Genomic DNA, 22,126 nt, shown 5'->3' with positions numbered 1-22,126 from the left:
AATACTACTGAGGAATCGACAAAAGCTGACCGACACGAATCGTATCGGATTTCAGATTGTTGGCCGTTTTTATTGAAGAAATACTGACATTGTAATTCTGAGCAACTAACGATAAAGATTCACCTCGGCGAACACGATGTTTAATAGTGCTCTTCTTTTTCATCGCATAATAGGTGCCATCAGGAGGGTAACGGTCAAAATACTTTTTGACGGCTTGAACAATCGACTTTGCCAAACGGTTCTGTTGCCATGCGTTGGTTAGTAGCTTTTCTTCTTTTGGATTCGAAATAAAACCAGTCTCAACCAAAATAGACGGGTAATTTGGTGACTTCAATACACCTAAACTCATTGATTGCGGCTTATGCTGATGAAGCTTGGTAATATGCTGTAGTTCTGACAAAACCTCTTTCGCAACGTAATAGCCTTGATCGCGAGAATGCTCCATCCGCATATCGATAAACGCATATTTCAAATATTGATCGTTACTCGCTCCGGCTTCTTGAATTGACTGAGCCACACCTGCAAGTACTTCAGATTGACGCTCTTGGTCCTCGAATATTCGACCCACTTCTGTAGTAGCACGAGTGGTACTCTGTAGCCAAACAGACGCACCGCTTGGGCCAGGAGAGGTAAATGCATCTGCGTGAACCGAAATAAACAAATCCGCACCGGCTCTATCAGCTGCTCGGGTACGAGCATGAAGGTCCATACTGTAATCACCTGTGCGGGTCAAAAACGCTTTCATGCCTTTTTGTTTATTGATCAGGGCAGCAATTTTTTTGGCGACACTCAGTGTAATGTGCTTTTCGTATTTTCCACTTGGCCCTATAGAGCCAGGGTCTTCGCCACCGTGTCCAGCATCAATTGCAATAACAACGTCGCGGTTTGAACCAACTTTTTTCTCAGACTTTGCAACTTTGGTTTTGGTATCAATTAAATCAATGACTAGGCGATCGCCATAAGGCCCTGCCGGCGGCAAATCAAAAATAACAGGCTTGATGGATTTGGTTAAATCTAAAACTAAACGCACATCGCCTTTTTTCTTTGGCGTACTCTTGCGCACTTTTTTGAGAAGCTTACTGTCAATGTCGAGCTTGTTTAGGTTTTTGCTTAACTTGGTGTCTTGTAGGTCAATAACCAAACGCTCTGGATTTTTTAAGGTGAAGTAACTGTATTTGGCACTGCCTGACATATCCAAAACAACACGGGTTGAATCAGGAGATGGCCAAATCCGGACATCGGTCACAGTATCTGCAGCAATAGCTGGCTGAATGCAGATGAAAACTGCAATGAGCAATGCGCTGATTGTCATAGAAATGTGTTTTAGCACCACGATCACCTAAGTTTTTTAAAAACTTTTTATTATTTTAGTTACTGCTTCTGAGCCTTGCTCAGAGTTAGCTTTAAACCTTATTTCACGCTGTTCGTCAGCATATGTCAAATACAACTCTAAATCCGCTTGCGGTAAAAAGTCCTGACCTTTTTCTGGCCATTCAATTAGACATACCGCCTTGTCATTAAAATAATCTCTAAAGCCCATAAATTCGAGCTCTTCTGGGTCGGCTAATCGATATAAGTCAAAGTGATATACCGAACACATATCTAACTCGTATGGCTCAACTAGAGTATAAGTTGGGCTTTTTACTCGCCCTTGATGGCCGAATCCCTGAATGATACCTCGACTCATCGTCGTTTTGCCGGCTCCTAAGTCACCGTGCATAAAAATGGTTGTGCCTAACCCAATGTGTTTAGCAATCACACCGCCCATACGGACCGTTTCGGTCTCATCTTCTAAACGGATCACATCAGAAGTATTCATTTGTATAAAGTACCTATCAAATTTAGATGCCACTTTGGCTACATCATTACAACGTCAAACTGGTCCTGATTATACATGGGTTCGGTTTTAACTTTAATCTGTTTACCAATAAACACTTCTAACTCAGCAAGGTTATGATATTCATCGTTTATTAGCGACTCAGCTACAGCTGGAGACGCATAAACAACGAATTTATCAGCATTGTAAGCTCGGTTTACTCGAACGATTTCTCTTAGTAATTCTGCACAAATCGTTTCAACCGTTTTGATATACCCACGGCCGTTACACGCCGGGCAAGTTCCGCACAGTACGTGTTCTAAACTCTCTCGGGTACGCTTACGAGTCATTTCCACCAAGCCCAAGGTCGAAAACCCGTTAATTTTGGTTTTCGCTTTGTCTTTGGCAAGCGCTAATTCAAGGCTATGCAATACTCGACGTTGGTGATCACTGCTGTCCATATCGATAAAGTCGATAATGATGATCCCACCTAAGTTTCGCAATCGCAATTGGCGAGCAATAGCTTGAGTTGCCTCACTATTGGTATTAAAAATTGTATCTTCTAAGCTGCGATGCCCAACAAATGCCCCGGTATTAACATCAATGGTTGTCATCGCTTCTGTTTGATCTATGACTAAATAACCACCGGATTTAAGCTCGACTTTTTTGTCGAGCGCACGTTTGATTTCTGCCTCAACATCAAACAAATCAAAAATAGGACGCTCACCTGGATAGTATTCTAGTTTACTGGTCATTTCCGGCATAAACTCTTCGGTAAAAGCGATGAGCTCACCATACATAAGCTTGGAGTCAATTCGGACACGCTCTAGTTCATCAGAAACAAAATCGCGGATTGTTCTGAACGCTAAATTAAGATCTTCATATAAAACGGCTTGGTTTCGAGTCTTCTTTTTGCGCTTGATGATTTTTTGCCACAAGCGTTTTAAAAACACCGCATCTTGAGCCAGCTCTTCCTCACCTGCGCCCTCTGCTGCCGTACGAACAATATAACCGCCTTCACCTTCTTCATAGTGAGCTTCTACGATACTTTTCAAACGGTGACGCTCTTTGTCGTTCTCGATTCGCTGTGAAATTCCTACGTGTTTCGCATCTGGCATGAACACCAAATAACGAGATGGTAATGTGATATCTGTAGTAAGACGGGCACCTTTAGTACCCAATGGGTCCTTTACAACTTGTACGATTATTTTTTGTCCCTCGCGCACCAACTCTTTGATATCACGTGCGGTGTTACTATTAGAAGTTATCTGGTCCTTTTCATCATCGTAAGTAATGATATCTGAGGCATGTAAAAATGCGGCTTTTTCCATGCCTATGTCGACAAATGCGGCTTGCATCCCAGGCAAAACACGACTGACCTTACCAAGGTAGATATTACCAACAATACCATTGGCACTTTGACGTTCAACGTGTAGTTCTTGCAACATGCCATTTTCTACGGCTGCAACACGGGTTTCACTTGGTGTTACATTTATTAGCAACTCTACACTCATAATACGTCTAACTCCTCTAATACGGCTTCTAACTCTGCCATTGGCAAACCTACAACAGCACTGACACTGCCATTTATCGACTTAACAAATTTGCCACCAATCCCTTGTATTGCATAAGCCCCGGCTTTGTCTTGAGGCTCATTAGTTTGCCAGTATTTGTTAATTTTTGATTCATTTAAGGTGACAAATTCGACGTCAGTAATGACAGTTTTTGTCACCGTTTTTGCTTTTGTTATCACACTAAAAGCAGTCAACACTTGATGAGTCGTACCGGACAATGACATTAGCATAGACTGACAGTCCGCTAAGTCTTCTGGCTTACCCATAATTCGACCATCTTTAACTACGGTTGTATCTGAGCCGATGACGACTGTGTTTTGTGGACTGACAATTTTATTAAATATGGCAGCCGCTTTTTGTTGAGCCAATCGCTCAACATATGCTTGTGGCGACTCGTCTGGAAGAACCGATTCATCGATGTCTGCACTTTGTTGCTCAAAGTGAGCCACTATGTGGCCAAGTAGTTCTTTTCTTCTAGGTGACTGACTAGCCAGAATAATTTTCATATTGACCTCATCGAATTCTAAAGCGACGGCGATAACCCCTTAAAACAGGAAACAACCACAGCCAAAAAATGCTGCTCGTTAGCGCGGGATATAAATATTCAATTGAAAAACTTACTTGTATCAAGAATTTATTCGCCCAAAAAATAACGAAGTGATACAAGACAAGAAATACAAACAAAATAGCCGACTGTTGCCAAATAGAAAAGTTTCTCAACTTTTGGAAGTTACTTGCGGTCACGTAAATAACCAACGCCATGGCCAGTGCGTGCACCCCTAAAACCGTCCCAAGTAATATGTCTAAGATAAAGCCCAATAACCAGGCGGTACCAATATTCACCTTGTGCGGTAACGCTAATGTCCAATAAATCAGTACTAGCGCAAGCCAATTAGGTCTAAACGCTTTGATTTCTAAGGGCAAAGGCATAATGCTAAGAATGAGTGCAATTAAGATGGTAATACCGATAAACCACCATGACGAACGAAACAACTTAGTCATTAATCACTCCTTTGTTAACATCAGCTTGACCTGGTCGTGGCCACAATAACAAGACGTGTTTGAGGCGATTAACTTGTGCCGCAGGTGTCGCTAAAATATCTAAGAAAGGTTTGCTCAAATCAGCCTTTACGTTGACGACTGTTGCTACCGGATAACCATCAGGAAAAACACCACCTAAGCCTGAGGTGATGAGCTGATCGCCAATTTTAATATCCGTATCGTGCGGGACATTGTTTAACGTCATTAAATTGATATCCCCCGTTCCACTTAAAATCCCTGTAATGTCATTGCGTAGGACTCGAATTGGAACCGCGTGGGTTTGATCGGTTAATAGAATAACACGCGCGGTATTATTACCAGCAGATACAACCTGTCCTACAACACCTTCGTGATCAAGTACCGGTTGCCCCTCAAAGACATCGTCCGAGGTTCCTTTATCGATGACCACATTGTGTGAGTAAGGGTGACTTGCAACAGACATTATTTCGGCGATGGCTTTTTTCGCATCAACTCGAATATTGGTGTCGAGTAACGCTCTGAGTCGAGCGTTTTCCGCCACCAGCATATTATACTTTTGTAGTTTTTCGCTCTGCTCTAACTGTACCTTTTGCAGGCGTTCATTTTCATCAAGTAAACGTTGTTTACTCGCCCCGTATTTTGCTGTCGCCTCAAATACTTCTTGTGGTAAATCAGCAAGATATTGAATAGGTGCAACAATACTAGTCAGGGTACTTCTAATCTGTCGAGAGCTTTCGGTGTAGACATCCACCGTCATAGCAACAAGGCTAAGTACAAACACAATTGCAAATCGCAAAGATAATGCTGGGCCTGAGCCAAAAATCGGATTCATACGCTACCTAATTGGAATTTTATTAGCAAAACGGCAGTCGAAACTGCCGTTTATTTTATATTATTTGAAACGATGCCAGCTATGGCAATCGGTTACTCGTAGCTGAAAACGTCACCACCGTGAACGTCTATCATTTCAAGCGCTTTACCACCACCACGAGCAACACACGTAAGCGGATCATCAGCGATGATAACTGGGATACCTGTTTCTTCCATCAACAAACGGTCTAAATCACGTAACAAGGCACCACCACCTGTTAATACCATACCGCGCTCAGAAATATCCGATGCCAGTTCTGGTGGAGATTGCTCAAGTGCGACCATTACCGCACTTACGATACCTGATAACGGCTCTTGAAGCGCTTCTAGGATCTCGTTTGAGTTTAGCGTAAATGAGCGAGGCACACCTTCAGCTAAGTTACGGCCACGAACTTCTAACTCTTTTACATCTTGTGATGGGTAAGCAAAACCAATTTCTTGCTTAATACGCTCTGCGGTTGCTTCACCAATTAAGCTACCAAAGTTACGACGAACGTAATTGATAATAGCTTCGTCAAAGCGGTCACCACCGATTCGTACTGAAGATGAATACACCACACCATTTAGTGAAATGATAGCAACTTCTGTTGTACCACCACCGATGTCAACAACCATTGAGCCCGTTGCTTCTGATACAGGTAAACCTGCACCGATTGCCGCTGCCATTGGCTCTTCAATCAAAAATACTTCACGCGCGCCTGCACCTAAAGCCGACTCACGAATTGCTCGTTGCTCTACTTGTGTCGCACCACAAGGCACACAAACCAAAACACGAGGACTTGGACGCAAAAAGTTGTTGCTGTGAACTTGTTTGATGAAGTGCTGTAACATTTTTTCAGTTACGTAGAAATCCGCAATTACACCGTCTTTCATTGGGCGAATTGCTTTGATGTTACCTGGAGTACGACCTAGCATGCGTTTTGCTTCGCCACCAACTGAGGCAACGCTTTTTGGGCCGCCTGCACGTTCTTGACGAATTGCAACAACAGAAGGCTCGTTAAGTACGATACCCTGTTCTTTTACATAGATGAGAGTATTTGCCGTTCCTAGGTCGATCGACAAATCGTTTGAAAACATACCGCGCAGATTCTTAAACATGGCGCTCTAAATTCCTTTGAAAACTTCTTCAACGTGATAACCGTTAACTTTACCTAACGGCCTATAGCTGAGCAAGAGCGTAGCGCAAACTAATCTAAATTTCTCTCATTAAATGACATATTTGTGTAATAAAATTTAGAAATACAGCAGCGCTAACGTTCCCGTTTGTAAATAATCCTTTCATTACCTCGATAACGACCGAATGTTATTGTCGTTTGAGGCGTAGTTAGATCTAATGAATCGTCAATCCCATCACCATCTGAATCGTTGAATACGCCTGAGGCATTATCATTCCAATCCCAACGCAAAAACGGTAATTCGCTAGTTAAATCGACGTTGATGTTAAGACTACCAATGTTCTTGTCGCCTGGGCTAGCAAATGGCAGGGTTATAAAACCACTGTTTGATGTCACCTCTGTGACTCCCGAAAAGCTCTCTAAAAATGTCTGGGCATTACTTATATCTAGGGTATATCTCGGTGGATTGGTTTCGACATCAAATCGATTGATGCCATCAATCGTCACTGCATTTTCAGTCAAGGTAGAACAATTATCATCACTGTTATGGCGCCATTCACCTGATGATTGATAGACCTGAATTTGTGCACGCCATGGTAAACTTTCCAGTTCAGAGCCATAGGTACTTTCGGTTTTTAATCTGCCGTAACGAAGTTCAGTTCCAGTTATAGACAAGAACTGCACCGGTAAATACACCGGATCAGCCGCATTTGTCTTTATTCCAACCCCATTAACATCTAAAAATGCAGAGGCATTGATCTGAAGGTCTAAATTAGCGTCAAACGGTACATCAGGTGTTGCCGACTTATTGTATCTGACCAGCTGATTAGAAACCTGATAACGTCTCTGACCATCTACGTTTGTTGTATTAAGCTCTAACGCTGTCATAGTGTCGTTATTAATACCGACGCTGTTGTTCACGTTTGATGTTGACTCGGTATAACTATTACCGACAAACTCAGTCGTCATAGCACTCAAATCAAATGGCCAATATCCATTGATATCAGAAAACTCAATGGTTCCGTCAATTGCGTTTTTGGCTGTTAATGTAACTTCTGGGTTAGTCGCCCAATTGATATCTTGCCCAACATAACTGGCAGCACCGCAAGTTGCACCAAGAGCCGGTGTATTTAACGAAGCTGTGTAGTGACTTATACCAAAACTTCCAGAAAGTGGTGAAGCGGTAGAAATGGACTGCCCTAAGTAATTATTGTCCGTAAAGCTCAGTTGTATACTCGCAGCTTCATCGTAATCGACGTTAAGCACCTGTGGGTTTGGTGACCCTACAACGTTGACATTCTCACTGTTCCCATTTGGATTTATTTGTGTGTTATTGGCAACCGTCAGAGTCTCCAGATCGTTAGGTGTAACTCCTGGATTGGCGTTCACTATCTCTGCATCTGTAGGTGCAACACGTGCAGCCTGAACTTGATAGTCACCAGAAGGACGATAGTTTTGAAGTACCGTACCGTCGCTGCATTGACCTGCGATGACAACTTGTTCGGTGATTCCCGCGATATTATTCGCATCACCGTCAGCCCAGCTTGCAGTTAACTGAGACGGTACAAAACCAAGTTGTGCAGTCGTGCTGGTTAAGACTCCATTGGCGTCATTAACAACAATTGAGATCAGACCCGCCTCACGATAGTCCACATCAATAACGGCTTGCGCATTACCATCAAAAGTAACATTTTGATTGTTGCCCGTTTGCCCAGCTGTATGATCAATGCCCTCAATATTCGCGTTCGCAGTGTTAATGACAGCTGAACTATTGGGGTCAATGTAATTAAAGTTGAAGTTAAGCGGATAATCACCTGCCGCATATGCCGGCACACATGCTCCTGAAGTTGGATCATTAGACGCTTGTACAGCCTGAATAGTAAAGCTATTAGCAGCACAGGATTGAGTCACATTATTATTACCAGCTGTAACAATGAAGCCACTTGAGCCAATGTTATAGTCACAGTTTTCTTGTCCTGTCGACGTATTCAAACACTTCACTGTAGCCACCTCAGCTGACGTACCTGTGAATGCAAAAGTCCCGACATTTGCATCCGTAAAGCTTGCGCCACTTAACTGACCCGTCGTCCCATCAATCACATAGGTGTTGATGTCAGAAATGGTCCCTCCAGTATTTTTTTGCAGCGTAAAGCTAATGTCCGAACCTGTGTAAATTGCACTGCAGTCTGCATTGGCACATGCCGTCAATGTCACTGAATGATCTGCGCAAGACACACCGGACCCAGAGTGTTCTATACGAATATGGTCCACTTGGGCATCACACGGTCTCGTTTGATTCATCAGTTTATTAACTTGCGATTGGCTATACGCAAATGGCAAAACATTAACTTCATCAATTGCACCATCAAAGACTTTGAGTTCGCCTAAGCCTGTATAAAGATTACCGATATAAAAGTTAGAAACCGTATCCGGAATAAACGTGCTATCTTCTCTAAATTTACCGTCTAGTACGCCATTAACGTAAACTGCAACTCGCTCATCACGCGGTAAAGTTCCATCAAAAACCACGGCTAAGTGATACCACTGCCCGGTATTAAATTTTGTATTAGTTTTGAAGCGATTGTTGGTTCTATCAATATCTATATACAGCTCATTTCCGCCATTTCGCAGGAAGAAAATACCGTACGAAACATTGTTGGAAAAAGACGGTCGCTTCGATAGTAAACCTCGAGCATTGGTTCCATTTGTCTGGTTCAAGGTATCAGCTTTGAACCACGCCGACAGTGTTATCTGAGGTGTATTGTCCAGCCCTTCGCTATCAGGTATTTCTACATAGTCATCGACGCCATCAAAGCTACCATAGCGACAAGTCCCTGGAGACCCAGGAATTGCCGGATCGGTAGCATTGGTATTAGCACCGTCACCATTGCCAAATCCAAATGCTTTACCGTGCAATTGTGAGCTCGAACTGTCTAACACTTCGTCAGGGGTTCCTGCCCAACTCAACTCATCTAAATGCCACTGACCTGTAGCACAGTTACCAACTGCCAACCCAACCTCGGCAGCTTCAATATAAGCTTGATAATCAAAATTTGTCATTGTGTGCAAACGCAAATATTTTGCATTTAGCGAATCAAACTCAAACGTCTGCAACGCGGCAGTGTTGCTGCCTTTAAAAATATAATCTTTGTATTTTGCACCTGGGGTCGGACTATTAGGAATTTCAGCATCACCAAACAGCTTAAATTCTCGCAGGCCAATATAGGAAGGATCACCGTGGTTGTTAATCGTCTTTAAGCGAACACCAACTGCTCCTGAAATACGATCGTCACTATCAAGTACGATTCGGTGAGGTCCTGTGGACTGTGGCAAGGCAAAGGTATAATTTGCCGTCACACCATTTCCTAACACCTCAAACTCGCGCATACCGATATAACTTGGATCGCCATAGTTATTAATGGTTATTAATTGAAACTCGGTTACATCTGACGGAATGTCTTCTGTGTCTAACGTAAACGTTTGCTCTGAGGCCGTCATTTGACCGACAAATGTTTTGGTCTCAGTGATTGACGGGCCCAACACCTCAAACTCCGTCGCACCTATGTAACTAGGATCACCGTGGTTACTGATGGTCACTAATCTCACGCCTGTTACATTATCAACCACATCGTTAGAGTCGAGTTCAAAACGCTGTATCGCGCTCGTCATCGCGGCTCTAAAAATAGTAGTCTCATTAACCGCGTCTCCAAACAGTTTAAACTCTCTCGCACCAATATAGCTCGGGTCCCCGTGATTACTGATGGTATTCAAACGTACGCCAGTTACTCGCTGCGGAATGTCATCACTGTCTAACGTAAAGGTTTCACCATTGCCATTCATTTGAGCCGTGAAGATCGTTGTTTCAATCGTTGATGGACCGAGCAACTTGAGCTCTCGAATACCGGCATAAGAGCGGTCGCCATAGTTAGTCAAAGTCTCAAACCGAACCGCAGTTACCCCTGTCGGGTAATTATTCGGATCTAATTCGAAGTATTCACCGGCACCAGACATCTGTGCGGTAAATGTTGAGCTGGGTCCAACCGTTTTGCCTGAAAAAGAAATTTCGGACAGTCCAGTGTAAGTGGGGTCACCGTGATTAGTTAAAGTTTTAAATCGAATTCCGTTAACATCCGTTAACTCATCAATCACCCACGTCTGTTCCGCAAAACCAATATTAGCGGTAAAAACAGGCGTGCCGTCTGTTTGGGTAATAGGGATCCAAAGTCCCAGGCTATTAAGGTATTCCACCTCAAACGTTGCGACTGAGCGATCGTCATTGCCATAATTGACTAAACGAATCGTATCAAGGTTAATCGTATCGCCTGTATTACCATCGTAATTAGTATCAAAACTAAACTCTAAAGTGTTTACTTGATTACGGCTTAACCAGCGCGTTCCAAAATCACCGTCATGTGCGTTTTTAGCAGCCCAACTAGTATTGTTTAATTCGGAATCTATAGCGACCAAAGTGCCACCGTGGCCAGCTAGAGAAAAGTTATAGTTTGGCATACCAGCACCACTTCCAGGAACTTCTATGCGCTGCCAGTTACTATCCGCTAAGGTTTGGACATAAATCTGAAACTCTTTTACCGAACGATCATCGTTGCCATAGTTTTGTAAAAATATTCTTCTTAACTCAAAACTATCATTGGCACCCGATAAACTGCCGTCACCATCGACATCAAAACCAAAATCAATGGTGTTAGCCATCTTGTTGCTGAGCCAACGAGTAGTAAAGTCACCATCGTGCAGATTCTCAGCAGCCCACTGAGTCGTATTAACTTGAGAGTCAAATTGAGTTAATACACCGCCATTCGCTTGCAGAGCAAAGTTAAAATTAGGGTCGCCGACGACTGCGCCTGGGCGGCGGATTGCTCGCCAATTGTTATTATCAGCGGTTTTAACTTGAATTTGGAATTCATAAATAGAGCGGTCATCATTGCCGTAGTTTTGAATATAAAACGAATCAAAACTGAATTCATCGTCAACCCCACCGACACTGTTATCCCGGTTAAGATCAAACGCGAACTCCAAGGTGTTATTGTTTTTAAGACTCAACCAGCGCGACTTTTGGCTACCGTCGTGTAAGTTTGCTGCTGACCAATTACTATTGTTGTACTCACTGTCAATTGCGACTAACCGAGCTCCATTGTTAACCAAAGCGAAATTAAAATTAGCATCGCCAATGGCTGCGCCCGGAACATTTATTGGTGTCCACGTTGGATTTGTAGCTGTGGTTACCTCAACCTGAAACTCATCAATTGAACGGTCATCAGCACCGTAGTTTATGATTTGAAAACGCTCAAAAGTGAATAAATCAGACGTTTCGGCAAAAACGCCATTTTCTTCAGGGTCAAACTGAAAGCCAATGCGGCTACTAAAATCACCAGCAAGCCAACGAGTATTTTGGTCTCCGTCGTGAATGTTGTCAGCGCCCCAACTTGTCGTATTTAATTGATCACTGACCTCACTTAACCGAGCACCATGAAACCACAGCGCAAAGTTGTAATCAGGCTCACCGATTACCGCGCCAGGAACATTTATTTTACGCCATGAGGTTATCGTTGGCGTTTTGTATGCAACTTGGAATAATCGCACTGAGCGGTCATCGGCATTGCCATAATTTCGAAGACGGATCTGATTGACACTAAATAGATCATTTACGTCACCGTCTTTACCCGATATCCCATCTTTGTCTGGATCAAAGCTGAATTCTAAAAAGTTATTGCCTTTGCGACTCAACCAACGGGTATTTTGGTCGCCGTCATTGATATTATTGCCAGACCAAGTTGTCGCATTAAAGGCACTGTCCACAAAGTCCAGAGAACCACCGTCGTAAGTTCTTGAGAAAATATACCCAGGATCACCTATTTGCGAACCAGGTGTTTCTATCCTGAACCAATCAATTCCATTAGGTGTGTATTCAACCTGGAATTCTCTGACAGAACGGTCGTCATTACCGTAGTTTAAAAACTCAAACTCAGCTATGTTGATAGGATCGCCGGCGTTGTTATCCCAGTCTGCATCAACATTAAACTCTAATACGTTTCCACCGTAACGAGACAACCACCGAGAGCTAGTGTCACCATCATTGATGTGCTCAGCGGCCCATTGATTAGCATTGTGCTCGTAACTGAAGTTAATCAGCCTCGCACCTTGTGCCCAGCTTAAATAATTTAACAGATCAGTGGGGTTTTCATTGGCTGCAATAGGCTGCCAGCCAACAGTTCCAAAGTTGTTTGCCAAACTGTCGTCGGAGGTTGCAAGTAATGCAAACTCTTTAATATTGCGAGTCGTCTGCCGACTGTTTTGTAGGGTAAAACCCGCAAAACAAGCTGGGTCCCCTGTTGAATCTAATAAGAAATTGATATCGTTGGTTTGTTGTCGACTAAGCCACCGCGAACGCGTATCTAAGTCTATTAAATTTTTTGCTGCCCACGTTGTATCATTGTATTCAAACTGAACACCCGTTACTTGTGCGTTTTCCAAGCCCTCACCGGCTACAGCGGGTAAAGAAGCAAACAACAAACTAGATACTGTAAGGGTTAACGGTTTTATTTTTGAAACAACAGGCACGGCTTACTTCCTCGCTTCAACTTCTATTGTACGGCTAACACACATCTCTAGTGATAAACAGCGCTCATCTGCTGCAGATGGCGATGACGAACTACCTGACAAACCCGCTTTACATATACCCGTGCTGACAATTTCAAAATAATCATTGTTGCCAACATTGGTTTCTTGGCACTGAACTACGACAGAGCAATTTTCGAGGCCTTCAGTGTTAAAGTATAGATGCCGCTTTGCATTACAGGTATGAGTATTAGTATTCAGTGGAAATAGTTGCTGTAATACCACTTCCGTTCCTGTATCTGCGGCTAACAATGCTCTTGTTCCTAAAATCTCATTTACATTTTGATCCGTACTGGACGATATAGTGCGCGTTATGCTCAAACTCAAAATCGCAAAAACGACAATGATAAACACTGCGATAATAAGACTACTTCCCTGTTGTTTTTTACGATAAGTGCATGAGCGTTCAAGGGACATTTGGAATGTGCACCTCTTGGTTAAAAAACATATTTTCGTTTTGGTTAGCGTTAAACTCTAAATATAAATTCACTACAGAGTTTCGATATAGCGCGCCCTCTTGGAACCTAAACGGTGGCTCAGTTGCCAAATCATTGGTCACACCCTCTGACATTAATACGCCAAGATTAGCAATAAAGATGGGTGGCGGATAAAAACTGTTAATCGCATTTCTGACATACCGATAGGCATTACCATTGTATATACAATAAATAATTACCTTATTACCTGTGTAATAACGCTTATTGGGAGATTCTGCCGCAAACGTACTCGACGTATTTAACGTAAATCGATATTCAGGCCCCGAACCGCTTATACTATCAATAACCGCGAAAGACTGGCTTGGTGCATATACGGCATTAAAATTAGCCGCATAAATATATATAAAGTCACCTGGACTATAGCTGCCGTTCCAGCTTACAACATCAAGCTGGGTACCCGATTTAGGTGCAAATGGTGGAGTGACGGCCGCAGAATCTGTGCGATAAGCACCCGAGCCTTTTATTGGAATAAAACGTATGCAACTGCCGCTGGAATTTGGTTGAATGCTTCCTGGAATGGATTCTCTTAACTCTCGTGTAATTCGCTCGACTAAAAATCGACTTTTACTTAATACATGTTGCCGATCGGTTGCCTGAATATAAATCTCGGTACCAAACACGATAAACTTAGATGTGGCTATAGCCAAAACGCCCAAGATGACAATGACTGCAACTAACTCTATCAGAGTAAAACCAATCTGCTTTTTGATATTCATCAATAGTTTGTCCTATACGTTGTATAGTTAACAATCGATCCGCGCGGAGGTGTGACACTCACAGTGATACGCTTTGCAAGTTGATTACTTAAGCCCAAGTCAGACCCTGCATAGACAACTCTCACTGATACAGAAAACTCTTTGTACACATTTATAAGGGCCTGGTCTTCTATATTCGTAATAGTATCACCCGACGCTTCAAAACAATGAAAGTCATCAACGTCATCATAAAGATCACGACTATTTTCTTCTACCCAGGATTTGGATGCTGAGGTATTTGTAGGACAAGTGGTTGGAATATTCGTGCAGGCTGGGCCACTACTTTCGTTACAACGAGTCTGACCGCCAGTACGCGACGAATTTTCATCGAAGCTTCTTGCATTGATTTCATTCATTAGCGATTGCGCTAACTCTGCAGAACGAACTTGAAACCAAGGGTCTGTGCTTCGCTCGGCCTGAGGTACTAACACCCCTGTTAGCAATAACAGGGCTACCGAAAGCGCAGTTATACCTACAACCATCTCAACCAAAGTGAATCCTCGCTGAGATTGAAAGTGGCCATAATCCTTACGAGCACGCATGGATATAACCCTCAGACTGAACGCATACCTTGTATGTTTCTATAGTAATTTCACAACGACGAACGCAGGTTCCATTGTTTGCAATCGGTCTTCCCCAGCTATCAAAATCAATGAAGCTAATCGAACCACCCTGACCATTTATCACTGAGTAAGTAGCAATTTCGTCGATGATCAAAAAATCACTATTAGAACCGCTTGGTAAATTAATAAGACCAGGATCACATTGACCCGTCGTTGGGTTTTGTGCAGAAAGACCCGAAGCCCCATTTAAAAAACGGATCCGATGGCAAGTGGTGCTGTCGTCTTGAGTATTTTGCATTGCCCGCATTTGGACCGTGCGTAATAAAGAAATGAATTGGTCTCGTTGAGAAACTAATTGGTACTCGTTAGTACCCTGAAGTTTGGGAAGGACAGTTATACCGAGTATAGCTATCAAAAGAATGACAACGATCAGTTCTACCAGGGTGAATCCCCGTTGGGGTTGGTTTAAATTGAACAATCGTTGTCACCTTTACTACTTTCTTACAACGTTGCGCTTAGCATTCGTCAGTTAAGATTTGTACCGTCGCTGGTGTTGTTGCAGTAGCCTCATTGTAACGAACGTAACAGTTGTCATCATTGTTAAATGCTGCAGAACCACCGTCGTAGTCACCGGCAGGATAGATACGAACTTGGTTAGTACCGTTACCTGCGATTTCCCATTCAACACCTGCAGGGTCAGAAGGATCAGCATCACGCACTGAAATTTCTAAAATCGCACTGATATCAGCAGTCGTAGCTTGTGGATAACCATAAACTACATTTAGCGTTGGGTTGGTAGTCGAAGCTGTCTGGGCACTTGCTTTACCCTGAACTAACGCTTTTGAGTAAACAATGTTTGATGCACTCTTTAACGAGGCAGCCAAACCTTGAACGGTTGACGCTTTTGCATCACCTTGTAAGTTAAGGAATTTAGGTGATGCCGTAGCCGCTAAGATACCTAAAATCACGATTACAATGATCAGTTCGATCAATGTGAAACCTTGCTGGCGTTTGAAATTATTTGTCATAACAGACTCCTAAAAATTAATTCTTGAATACGGTAATTTGACCCGAGTCGGCATTGTATTCAAAGCCTTGACGGTTCGCCGTGGTAGCAGCATCATTAACATAGTTCGCAGGAACAGTATTACCTGATTCAATACCTTCAGCTAATACAAACTGGCATTCACTGCCTGTCGAAAAACGAACAACATAACGTTCGCCATCGTAATTAGCTGCGCCCGCTAAAATCGTAGTTGGTGCAGACTGGAACATACTTTGAAAAACAAACTGACACGCCTGTGCATCCATATCGCTAGCTTGACTTTCATTGCCATTACCTGCTGGGTAACCGCTATCAGTCACGTCTAATGCGATACCATCATAGTCAATGTTAGTATTACCAGCAGGACGACCTGCTAATTCCCACTCAGCGCGAACAAGGCCAACCGCACTTGCAAAGCCTCCTGCAACCCCTTCAACAGATGCATCACGTGCATCATCAGTAACATCTAATAATCTCGGAACAGCAGCAGCACCTAGAAAGCCTAAGATAATCACTACTATTACTAACTCGATTAGGGTAAAGCCCTGTTGTTTTTTCATTTTTTTTGTACCTCAATCAACATGTAAATTCAGTCTATATAAAAAACACTGATTTTTAAAATAAATATCTCTAAATATCGACCCGCAATCAGCAAAATTTAGCTTATTGCTCAAACCTGCCCACAAGTGAATCATATTTAAAGCTTTTTTGTGCTCCATCTTGATTTTTCCAAGTGTACACACAATAGCGCTCATCGCTTACCACACTGATTGTTACTAATTCGTTTGTTTTTGTATTAGTTTCAGCGAAGTATACCCATAACTGACGACAATTTAACTCAGGGTTTTCCTCATCAACGGTTAAAGGCCATCCCTGTTTATTTAACCAAATCCATACATCCTTTGGATTAGTTTGCGATTCGTAGTAGTCCAGTCTTAACCTACTTGGCTTGCCATTTCGGTCCCACTCCTGGTGTATGTGGCTTACGGATTTAGCAAAGCGGTCCGTCATCAGCTGAGCCTTGTACTCACCAACACCTTCCACCACATCATTTAATGAGCGACTACCAACAAAAAATATTAAAGCTAAAACAACACCGGCAACCAAGACTCTAAAGAACCAGTGTTCAGTGAGCGCCTCCTGCTCTTCCACCGCAGAGTGCTTCATCTGTCGTTAGCCTTTAAATGCCGACATCATGTCCCACATTGGCGTAAAGATACCCAATGCCAAACCACCGACCATAACGGCAACAAAGCCAATTAATACCGGTTCTATTTTTGCGGTTAAACTCTTTAAATCAAAGTCCACCTCGCGCTCGTAATAATCGGCGACTTCTTTAAGTAACTCATCGACACGGCCGGTTTCTTCACCGACTGCAACCATTTGCAAAACTAAAGGCGAAAACAGTTGGCTAGTCACCGAAACACGCAGTAATGAATCGCCTTTTTCGATATTGCGTCGCATGTCTTTAATTTGTTTTTCCATGTATGAGTTATCGACAGCGTCCGCAACAAGTGTCAAGCCTGAGGTCATTGGTACACCGGACTCCAAAATCATCGAAAAGCTTCTGGCGTATCGACCTAACAAGCTTCGCTCTATAATCGAACCAACAAATGGGATTTTGAGTTTAAGCTTATCCCAGGACAATTTGCCTGATTCTGTATTGGACCAATGTTTAAAAGTGACAACGGCAATAACTATACCTATGAGCATCCATTGCCAATAATTCACAAAGAAATTTGAGGTGCCGATGAGTATTTGAGTGGCCAATGGTAAATCAGAACCTAGCTTTGCAAACATGTTGGCAAAAGTTGGGATCACCATCAGATTCAATACGAACATCGCAATGACAATAACTATTAAAACTGTTGTCGGATAACGCATTGCCGATTTTACTCGCTTTCTCGTCTCTTCGTCGCGCTCAAAGTATTCTGCTAGTTGTAAAAAGGCATCTTCTAATCGACCTGTATTTTCACCTACGTGAACAATACTGATCGCCAATTTAGGGAATATCTTTGAATGACTCGACATCGCAGCAGACAACGAACGCCCACGCTCTAATTGCGCTGCAACATCTTCAAGTGTGCGTTTGAGGGGCTTATTAGTCGAGCTATCTGCTAGACCTAAAATAGCGCGTATCATAGGAATACCCGCTTTGGTAAGAGAATACATCTGACGAGAAAATACAACTAAATTCTGGGTCGTCACTCTCTCAAATAAGTTCTCAAAAATATCGCCTTTGGCGTCCGCTTCTTGAGTAAGCGAAATACTCGTAGGAAACTCCTGACGTGCCAACAGAATGTCCGCAGCCGCATTTTCGTTGGCCGCTTCGACTTGTCCTTTAACTACGTTTCCTTTGATGTCTTTTGCTTGATATAGAAAAAACGGCATAAATTAACTCTCGTTACTCATAAGTAGCAGTATCGGCTACTACCTCGGCAATACGCAATACTTCTTTTACTGACGTTATTCCTTGCTCTGCATACTCTAAAGCGGCTTGGCCTAATGTTTTGTAATCAGGTAGTGCCTTGGCCGCTGCAGAAAATCCTTCAGTATCGCCATTTCGAAGCGCAGTGATCAAACTCTCGTTGGTCATTTCTAACAGCTCATAAACACCCGCACGGCCTTTATAACCTGTATTATTACAGTTTTGACAACCAGAGCCATGACTGAAGCTAGCACTGCTCATATCACGTCCTGCGATATTCGAAATCCAAGTCATTTCTTGTTGGTTTGGCTTATATTCAGTCGAACATACCCCACACACACGTCTTACTAATCGCTGTGCTAACACCGCTCGCAATGAGCTTGCCACTAGGTATGGTGCCGCCCCCATATCAATCAAACGCAATGCTGTTGAAACTGCATCATTGGTATGAAGTGTAGACAAAACCATGTGACCAGTCAGGGCCGCTCGCAAACCAATTTCTGCGGTTTCTTGGTCACGAATCTCACCAACCATGATGACGTCCGGGTCTTGACGAAGTGCTGTTCTCAATACGGAAGAAAACGACAAATCGATTTTTGTATTGATTTGAACCTGGTTGATCCTCGGCAATTGATATTCAACAGGATCTTCAACCGTAATAATTTTACTTTCAGGTGTGTTCAGCTCACTCAAGCAACCATACAAGGTCGTTGTTTTACCAGAACCGGTTGGTCCCGTAACCAAAAACATACCATTTGGACTTTTAACCAACTTTCGTACTTTCATTAGAATATGCGGCGGCATACCGGTTGCTTCTAAGCTCAATAAGCCAGCAGACTGATCGAGTAAACGCATAACCACCGACTCACCGTGTTGAATTGGCATAGTCGAAATACGAATATCAATTTCGTGACCTTTCACTTTGATATGAAAACGGCCATCCTGTGGTAAACGCTTCTCAGAGATATCTAGACCTGCCATCAGCTTTAAACGCAAAACTAACGCAGGGGCGATTTTTACTTCATTCAAAATACTTTCTTGCAACACGCCATCGACGCGAGTTCGAATTCGAAGGTTGGTTTTGTCAGGTTCGATGTGAATATCCGACGCTCTAACTTGCACTGCATCCTCAAAAAGTGAACGAAGTAACTTAGCAACAACTGTATCACCATCGCCGTCACCCTCAATCGTCGCAAAGTCAAAATCAGCGCTCTCTTCGTATTCTGCTTGAAGTTGGTGAGCAAATGCCTCAATTTCTTTAGTACGGCGATATAATTGGTCAAAAGCGGTCAGCATTTGGCTTTCGCGAACTGCGACAATTTCAATATTCTTTGAGCCAAACAAGTTAGACAGTTGCTCTATGGCAGACAAGTCTGCAGGGTCTGACATACCAATAGTGACAGAATCCTGATCGCTTTCTAGTACCAGCGCACGTAAGCGCCTTGCATGTACCTCTGATAGCTCACTGGCAAGTTTTTGGTTTAGCTGTAGGTTAGATATATTTATAAAGCGTAAATTTAACTGCTGTGCCAAAAATCGAAGCAGTTGCTCTTCGGTAATAATTCCCGAATCAATTAAAACCGAGCCTAATTTACGGCCTGATTCTTTTTGCGCCGACAATGCGCTCATCAACTCCTCTTCGGAGATGATATCTTCATCGACCAGCAAATCACCCAGTCGTTTTTTGAGTTTTGGAGCTGCCATGGCTACCCTTTTAATTTCTCTATGCGCTGTTGAGCAAAACTAAGTGACTGTGCTGACACGCCACCTGTTTCAACAACTTTAATATAACTTGCTAACGCTTGTTGAGATTTTGCTTGGCTGTCTTGGGCAATTGCCAATCCCAACCACCAATTGCCAACAAACGGCTCTAATTCGGTTAATTTACTGTAGGCTAATTCGGCCGCTGAAAATTGTTTTAGCTGACGAGCTAGATTACCTTTGAGAGTATAAAACTCCTTACTTGCACCCGTTAACTCCACATTGAGATAAGAAAATGCGCCTTCCAGTCTATTTTCTTTGAAAAAGATCTTAGCGGCGGTTGTACGCCACTCTTCAATCAATGGGTAACGTTGTAGCCCATCATTTAAGATAGCAATAGCTCTATTTCCTTCGCCCCGTCCATACCAAGCACCAGCAAGGAGTGTTCGCGCTTCAATATGGCCATCAGAAATAGATAACACTTTGGTCAAATCTTCAATTGCTTCAGTAATATAGCCTTTTTCGTAGGCGCTCTTAGCTTTATTTAACAGCCGCTCAACTCGCTCTTCAGGGGTGAGTTTAGTAGAGGTTTTTTCGATGACAAAAGTAGGTTCTTCTGCCGCTTTTTCGGTTACTCTAACTGGCTCTTGGCTACTTGGTGTAGCTGTAGAAACAAATTGTTCAGTTTGTGACGTTGAAGACTCTTGTGGTTCAACCTCGAGCTGGGGTGCTGTTTGGTCTTCCTCTTCCACAACTAGTTCTGTAGTGACTTCTTCAGGCTCTTCATTTTGAACCGGCAAGTCTGGTGTCGTCTCGGCAACTAATTCTGTTTCGGGGGCAGGAGGTTGTTCTAGTTCTGCGGCGGGATCTGGATCGACACTTTGTGCAGGTTCCGCTAATTCGTTGTTTATTTGTGTCGGCTCACTAGCCGCAGTCATCAAGGCTGGAGTAACTTGGTTGGTGCTGTCAGCCACACGACCCTTGTTGTTCAACAACATTTGGTAGCCAATAAATGCCAGTAACACTGCAATTATGATGAGAACCAGTGTTATTGCGGTAGAACTTGCCTTATTAGAAGACAATTGAGTCCCTGCATTTGGTGTAGCTGCATGGTTTTCTATTGGTGATGTGTCCTGACCTTCTTGACGCTGGTCCAAGTCCTTTAACATTTTGTTGATGACACTCATTTCAAATACTCCGTAATATAAGGCCAGCTTATAAAAAAGCCCAAAACAGCAGTTGTCAGTACACACGCACCAATCACTAAATTAAGTGGTAATGAAACTTGTCGTGTCATCTCAACAGAGTCTGTGTCCTTTGCAGCATAACGAACATGTGACTTCTGAACTTGAGTACCCCCTTCGCCATACACCAACATTAACGCTTTATGACTTAGTACATTGACCAATCTCGGCACCCCTTTACTGTATTTGTGTAAAAGAGCGATAGCGCCTTGGTCAAATAAGCCTGCTTGTTGGTGCCCAGCCATCGCGACTCGATGATGAACGTATTGAGCCACTTCTTCTTTGCTAAGACCTCTTAACTTATAGGAAAAAGTGATCCTTTGTCGCAATTGACGCAGACGATGTGACGCCAACATTGCGTCAAGTTCAGGTTGGCCAAACAACACGACCTGGACCAATTTCCGAGACTCCGTTTCCAAGTTAGTGAATAATCGTAAAGCCTCAAAGCTCTCCCAAGGAATCGTTTGTGCTTCGTCAACAATTAGCACAACACCTTTGCCTTGTTGATTTAACTCCACCAGCTTCATCTGAATTTTTTGACTCAGCTGTTGCTGATTAATTCTTGCTAACCCTTTAATTCCGAGCTCACTGGCTAATGCATAACGCATTTCCTCCGGGGACAAAGCTGGGTTGGGGATATAGGCTACCTCGAATGCGTCAGGTATCTCGTTCAGCAATTTACGGCAAAGAAGGGTTTTTCCTGTACCAACTTCACCAGTAACTTTAATAAAGCCTTCACCTGTCTTCAACGCAGTTAGCAATACTTGCATCGCCTCAGCATGACTGGGCGATGGCAAATAAAAATGCGTATTGGGTGTTAAAGAAAAAGGAAGCTCTTTAAACCCAAAGTGATACAAGTACATGG

At 43.0% G+C, this 22,126-nt stretch carries 19 protein-coding genes and 1 pseudogene; all 20 read right to left on the bottom strand.

Annotated elements, in window-relative coordinates; genetic code table 11:
• Positions 1-4 precede the first annotated feature (4 nt).
• Positions 5-1,312, bottom strand: coding sequence for an N-acetylmuramoyl-L-alanine amidase (locus tag J1N51_RS10655; RefSeq protein WP_208833403.1), 1,308 nt, complete (start codon positions 1,310-1,312; stop codon positions 5-7).
• Between the two features lie 36 nt (positions 1,313-1,348).
• A complete protein-coding gene (gene tsaE, locus J1N51_RS10650; protein WP_208831182.1) occupies positions 1,349-1,819 on the bottom strand; it encodes a tRNA (adenosine(37)-N6)-threonylcarbamoyltransferase complex ATPase subunit type 1 TsaE in 471 nt (156 codons plus the stop codon).
• Between the two features lie 38 nt (positions 1,820-1,857).
• A complete protein-coding gene (gene rng / locus J1N51_RS10645; RefSeq protein WP_208831173.1) occupies positions 1,858-3,330 on the bottom strand; it encodes a ribonuclease G in 1,473 nt (490 codons plus the stop codon).
• Positions 3,327-3,896 (bottom strand): Maf family protein, encoded by a 570-nt coding sequence (locus J1N51_RS10640; protein ID WP_208831171.1) that lies wholly within the window; start codon positions 3,894-3,896, stop codon positions 3,327-3,329. The genes rng and J1N51_RS10640 overlap by 4 nt, the downstream gene beginning before the upstream one ends.
• Positions 3,897-3,903: 7 nt before the next feature.
• Complete coding sequence (gene mreD, locus J1N51_RS10635) at positions 3,904-4,392, bottom strand: rod shape-determining protein MreD (protein WP_208831168.1); 489 nt, start codon at positions 4,390-4,392, stop codon at positions 3,904-3,906.
• Positions 4,385-5,242 (bottom strand): rod shape-determining protein MreC, encoded by an 858-nt coding sequence (gene mreC, locus J1N51_RS10630; protein ID WP_208831166.1) that lies wholly within the window; start codon positions 5,240-5,242, stop codon positions 4,385-4,387. Before mreC ends, mreD begins: the two co-directional genes overlap by 8 nt.
• Before the next feature lie 92 nt (positions 5,243-5,334).
• Complete coding sequence (locus J1N51_RS10625) at positions 5,335-6,378, bottom strand: rod shape-determining protein (RefSeq protein WP_208831164.1); 1,044 nt, start codon at positions 6,376-6,378, stop codon at positions 5,335-5,337.
• 152 nt (positions 6,379-6,530) lie between these two features.
• Positions 6,531-12,971 carry a LamG domain-containing protein gene (locus J1N51_RS14880; protein ID WP_208831162.1) on the bottom strand — a complete coding sequence of 2,147 codons (6,441 nt, stop codon included), beginning with the start codon at positions 12,969-12,971 and terminating at the stop codon, positions 6,531-6,533.
• Between the two features lie 3 nt (positions 12,972-12,974).
• Entirely contained in the window at positions 12,975-13,445 is a 471-nt protein-coding gene (locus tag J1N51_RS10615) for a type II secretory pathway component (protein ID WP_208831160.1), read from the bottom strand.
• Entirely contained in the window at positions 13,435-14,241 is an 807-nt protein-coding gene (locus J1N51_RS10610) for a PilW family protein (protein WP_208831158.1), read from the bottom strand. Before J1N51_RS10610 ends, J1N51_RS10615 begins: the two co-directional genes overlap by 11 nt.
• On the bottom strand, positions 14,241-14,822 hold the full coding sequence (locus tag J1N51_RS10605) for a type IV pilus modification PilV family protein (protein ID WP_208831156.1): 582 nt from the start codon (positions 14,820-14,822) through the stop codon (positions 14,241-14,243). Before J1N51_RS10605 ends, J1N51_RS10610 begins: the two co-directional genes overlap by 1 nt.
• Entirely contained in the window at positions 14,809-15,141 is a 333-nt protein-coding gene (locus tag J1N51_RS14735; protein WP_232842787.1) for a hypothetical protein, read from the bottom strand. The genes J1N51_RS10605 and J1N51_RS14735 overlap by 14 nt, the downstream gene beginning before the upstream one ends.
• A gap of 123 nt (positions 15,142-15,264) precedes the next feature.
• Positions 15,265-15,321 (bottom strand): annotated as a pseudogene (locus J1N51_RS14860) (pilus assembly FimT family protein); the annotation flags it as partial.
• Between the two features lie 37 nt (positions 15,322-15,358).
• The gene (locus J1N51_RS14785) at positions 15,359-15,871 is read right to left on the bottom strand and encodes a prepilin-type N-terminal cleavage/methylation domain-containing protein (protein WP_208831152.1); all 513 of its coding nucleotides are present in this window, start codon (positions 15,869-15,871) and stop codon (positions 15,359-15,361) included.
• Between the two features lie 16 nt (positions 15,872-15,887).
• Positions 15,888-16,448, bottom strand: a complete 561-nt coding sequence (locus J1N51_RS10590) for a type II secretion system protein (RefSeq protein WP_208831150.1) — start codon at positions 16,446-16,448, stop codon at positions 15,888-15,890.
• A 103-nt stretch (positions 16,449-16,551) separates the two neighbouring features.
• The gene (locus J1N51_RS10585; RefSeq protein ID WP_208831147.1) at positions 16,552-17,055 is read right to left on the bottom strand and encodes a hypothetical protein; all 504 of its coding nucleotides are present in this window, start codon (positions 17,053-17,055) and stop codon (positions 16,552-16,554) included.
• A 6-nt stretch (positions 17,056-17,061) separates the two neighbouring features.
• A complete protein-coding gene (locus J1N51_RS10580) occupies positions 17,062-18,279 on the bottom strand; it encodes a type II secretion system F family protein (protein WP_208831145.1) in 1,218 nt (405 codons plus the stop codon).
• 13 nt (positions 18,280-18,292) lie between these two features.
• The gene (locus J1N51_RS10575) at positions 18,293-20,020 is read right to left on the bottom strand and encodes a GspE/PulE family protein (RefSeq protein WP_208831143.1); all 1,728 of its coding nucleotides are present in this window, start codon (positions 20,018-20,020) and stop codon (positions 18,293-18,295) included.
• A gap of 2 nt (positions 20,021-20,022) precedes the next feature.
• A complete protein-coding gene (locus J1N51_RS10570; protein ID WP_208831140.1) occupies positions 20,023-21,204 on the bottom strand; it encodes a tetratricopeptide repeat protein in 1,182 nt (393 codons plus the stop codon).
• Positions 21,201-22,124 carry an ExeA family protein gene (locus J1N51_RS10565; RefSeq protein ID WP_208831138.1) on the bottom strand — a complete coding sequence of 308 codons (924 nt, stop codon included), beginning with the start codon at positions 22,122-22,124 and terminating at the stop codon, positions 21,201-21,203. Before J1N51_RS10565 ends, J1N51_RS10570 begins: the two co-directional genes overlap by 4 nt.
• Between the last annotated feature and the right edge of the window lie 2 nt (positions 22,125-22,126).

This window comes from Psychrosphaera ytuae (assembly GCF_017638545.1).
Taxonomy (GTDB): Bacteria; Pseudomonadota; Gammaproteobacteria; order Enterobacterales; family Alteromonadaceae; genus Psychrosphaera; species Psychrosphaera ytuae.
This window is presented reverse-complemented; position numbering and strand designations above follow the sequence as displayed.

Bases quoted from the DNA above. Each gene is read 5' to 3' on its own strand.
- J1N51_RS10625 (WP_208831164.1), bottom strand. From the start codon at position 6,378: ATGTTTAAGAATCTGCGCGGTATGTTTTCAAACGATTTGTCGATCGAC.
- mreC (WP_208831166.1), bottom strand. From the start codon at position 5,242: ATGAATCCGATTTTTGGCTCAGGCCCAGCATTATCTTTGCGATTTGCA.
- J1N51_RS10610 (WP_208831158.1), bottom strand. From the start codon at position 14,241: ATGAATATCAAAAAGCAGATTGGTTTTACTCTGATAGAGTTAGTTGCA.
- J1N51_RS14785 (WP_208831152.1), bottom strand. From the start codon at position 15,871: ATGACAAATAATTTCAAACGCCAGCAAGGTTTCACATTGATCGAACTG.
- J1N51_RS10565 (WP_208831138.1), bottom strand. From the start codon at position 22,124: ATGTACTTGTATCACTTTGGGTTTAAAGAGCTTCCTTTTTCTTTAACA.
- J1N51_RS10570 (WP_208831140.1), bottom strand. From the start codon at position 21,204: ATGAGTGTCATCAACAAAATGTTAAAGGACTTGGACCAGCGTCAAGAA.
- rng (WP_208831173.1), bottom strand. From the start codon at position 3,330: ATGAGTGTAGAGTTGCTAATAAATGTAACACCAAGTGAAACCCGTGTT.
- J1N51_RS10640 (WP_208831171.1), bottom strand. From the start codon at position 3,896: ATGAAAATTATTCTGGCTAGTCAGTCACCTAGAAGAAAAGAACTACTT.
- J1N51_RS10615 (WP_208831160.1), bottom strand. From the start codon at position 13,445: ATGTCCCTTGAACGCTCATGCACTTATCGTAAAAAACAACAGGGAAGT.
- J1N51_RS14735 (WP_232842787.1), bottom strand. From the start codon at position 15,141: ATGCAAAATACTCAAGACGACAGCACCACTTGCCATCGGATCCGTTTT.
- J1N51_RS10580 (WP_208831145.1), bottom strand. From the start codon at position 18,279: ATGCCGTTTTTTCTATATCAAGCAAAAGACATCAAAGGAAACGTAGTT.
- J1N51_RS10590 (WP_208831150.1), bottom strand. From the start codon at position 16,448: ATGAAAAAACAACAGGGCTTTACCCTAATCGAGTTAGTAATAGTAGTG.
- J1N51_RS10605 (WP_208831156.1), bottom strand. From the start codon at position 14,822: ATGCGTGCTCGTAAGGATTATGGCCACTTTCAATCTCAGCGAGGATTC.
- J1N51_RS10655 (WP_208833403.1), bottom strand. From the start codon at position 1,312: ATGACAATCAGCGCATTGCTCATTGCAGTTTTCATCTGCATTCAGCCA.
- J1N51_RS10575 (WP_208831143.1), bottom strand. From the start codon at position 20,020: ATGGCAGCTCCAAAACTCAAAAAACGACTGGGTGATTTGCTGGTCGAT.
- tsaE (WP_208831182.1), bottom strand. From the start codon at position 1,819: ATGAATACTTCTGATGTGATCCGTTTAGAAGATGAGACCGAAACGGTC.
- mreD (WP_208831168.1), bottom strand. From the start codon at position 4,392: ATGACTAAGTTGTTTCGTTCGTCATGGTGGTTTATCGGTATTACCATC.
- J1N51_RS10585 (WP_208831147.1), bottom strand. From the start codon at position 17,055: ATGAAGCACTCTGCGGTGGAAGAGCAGGAGGCGCTCACTGAACACTGG.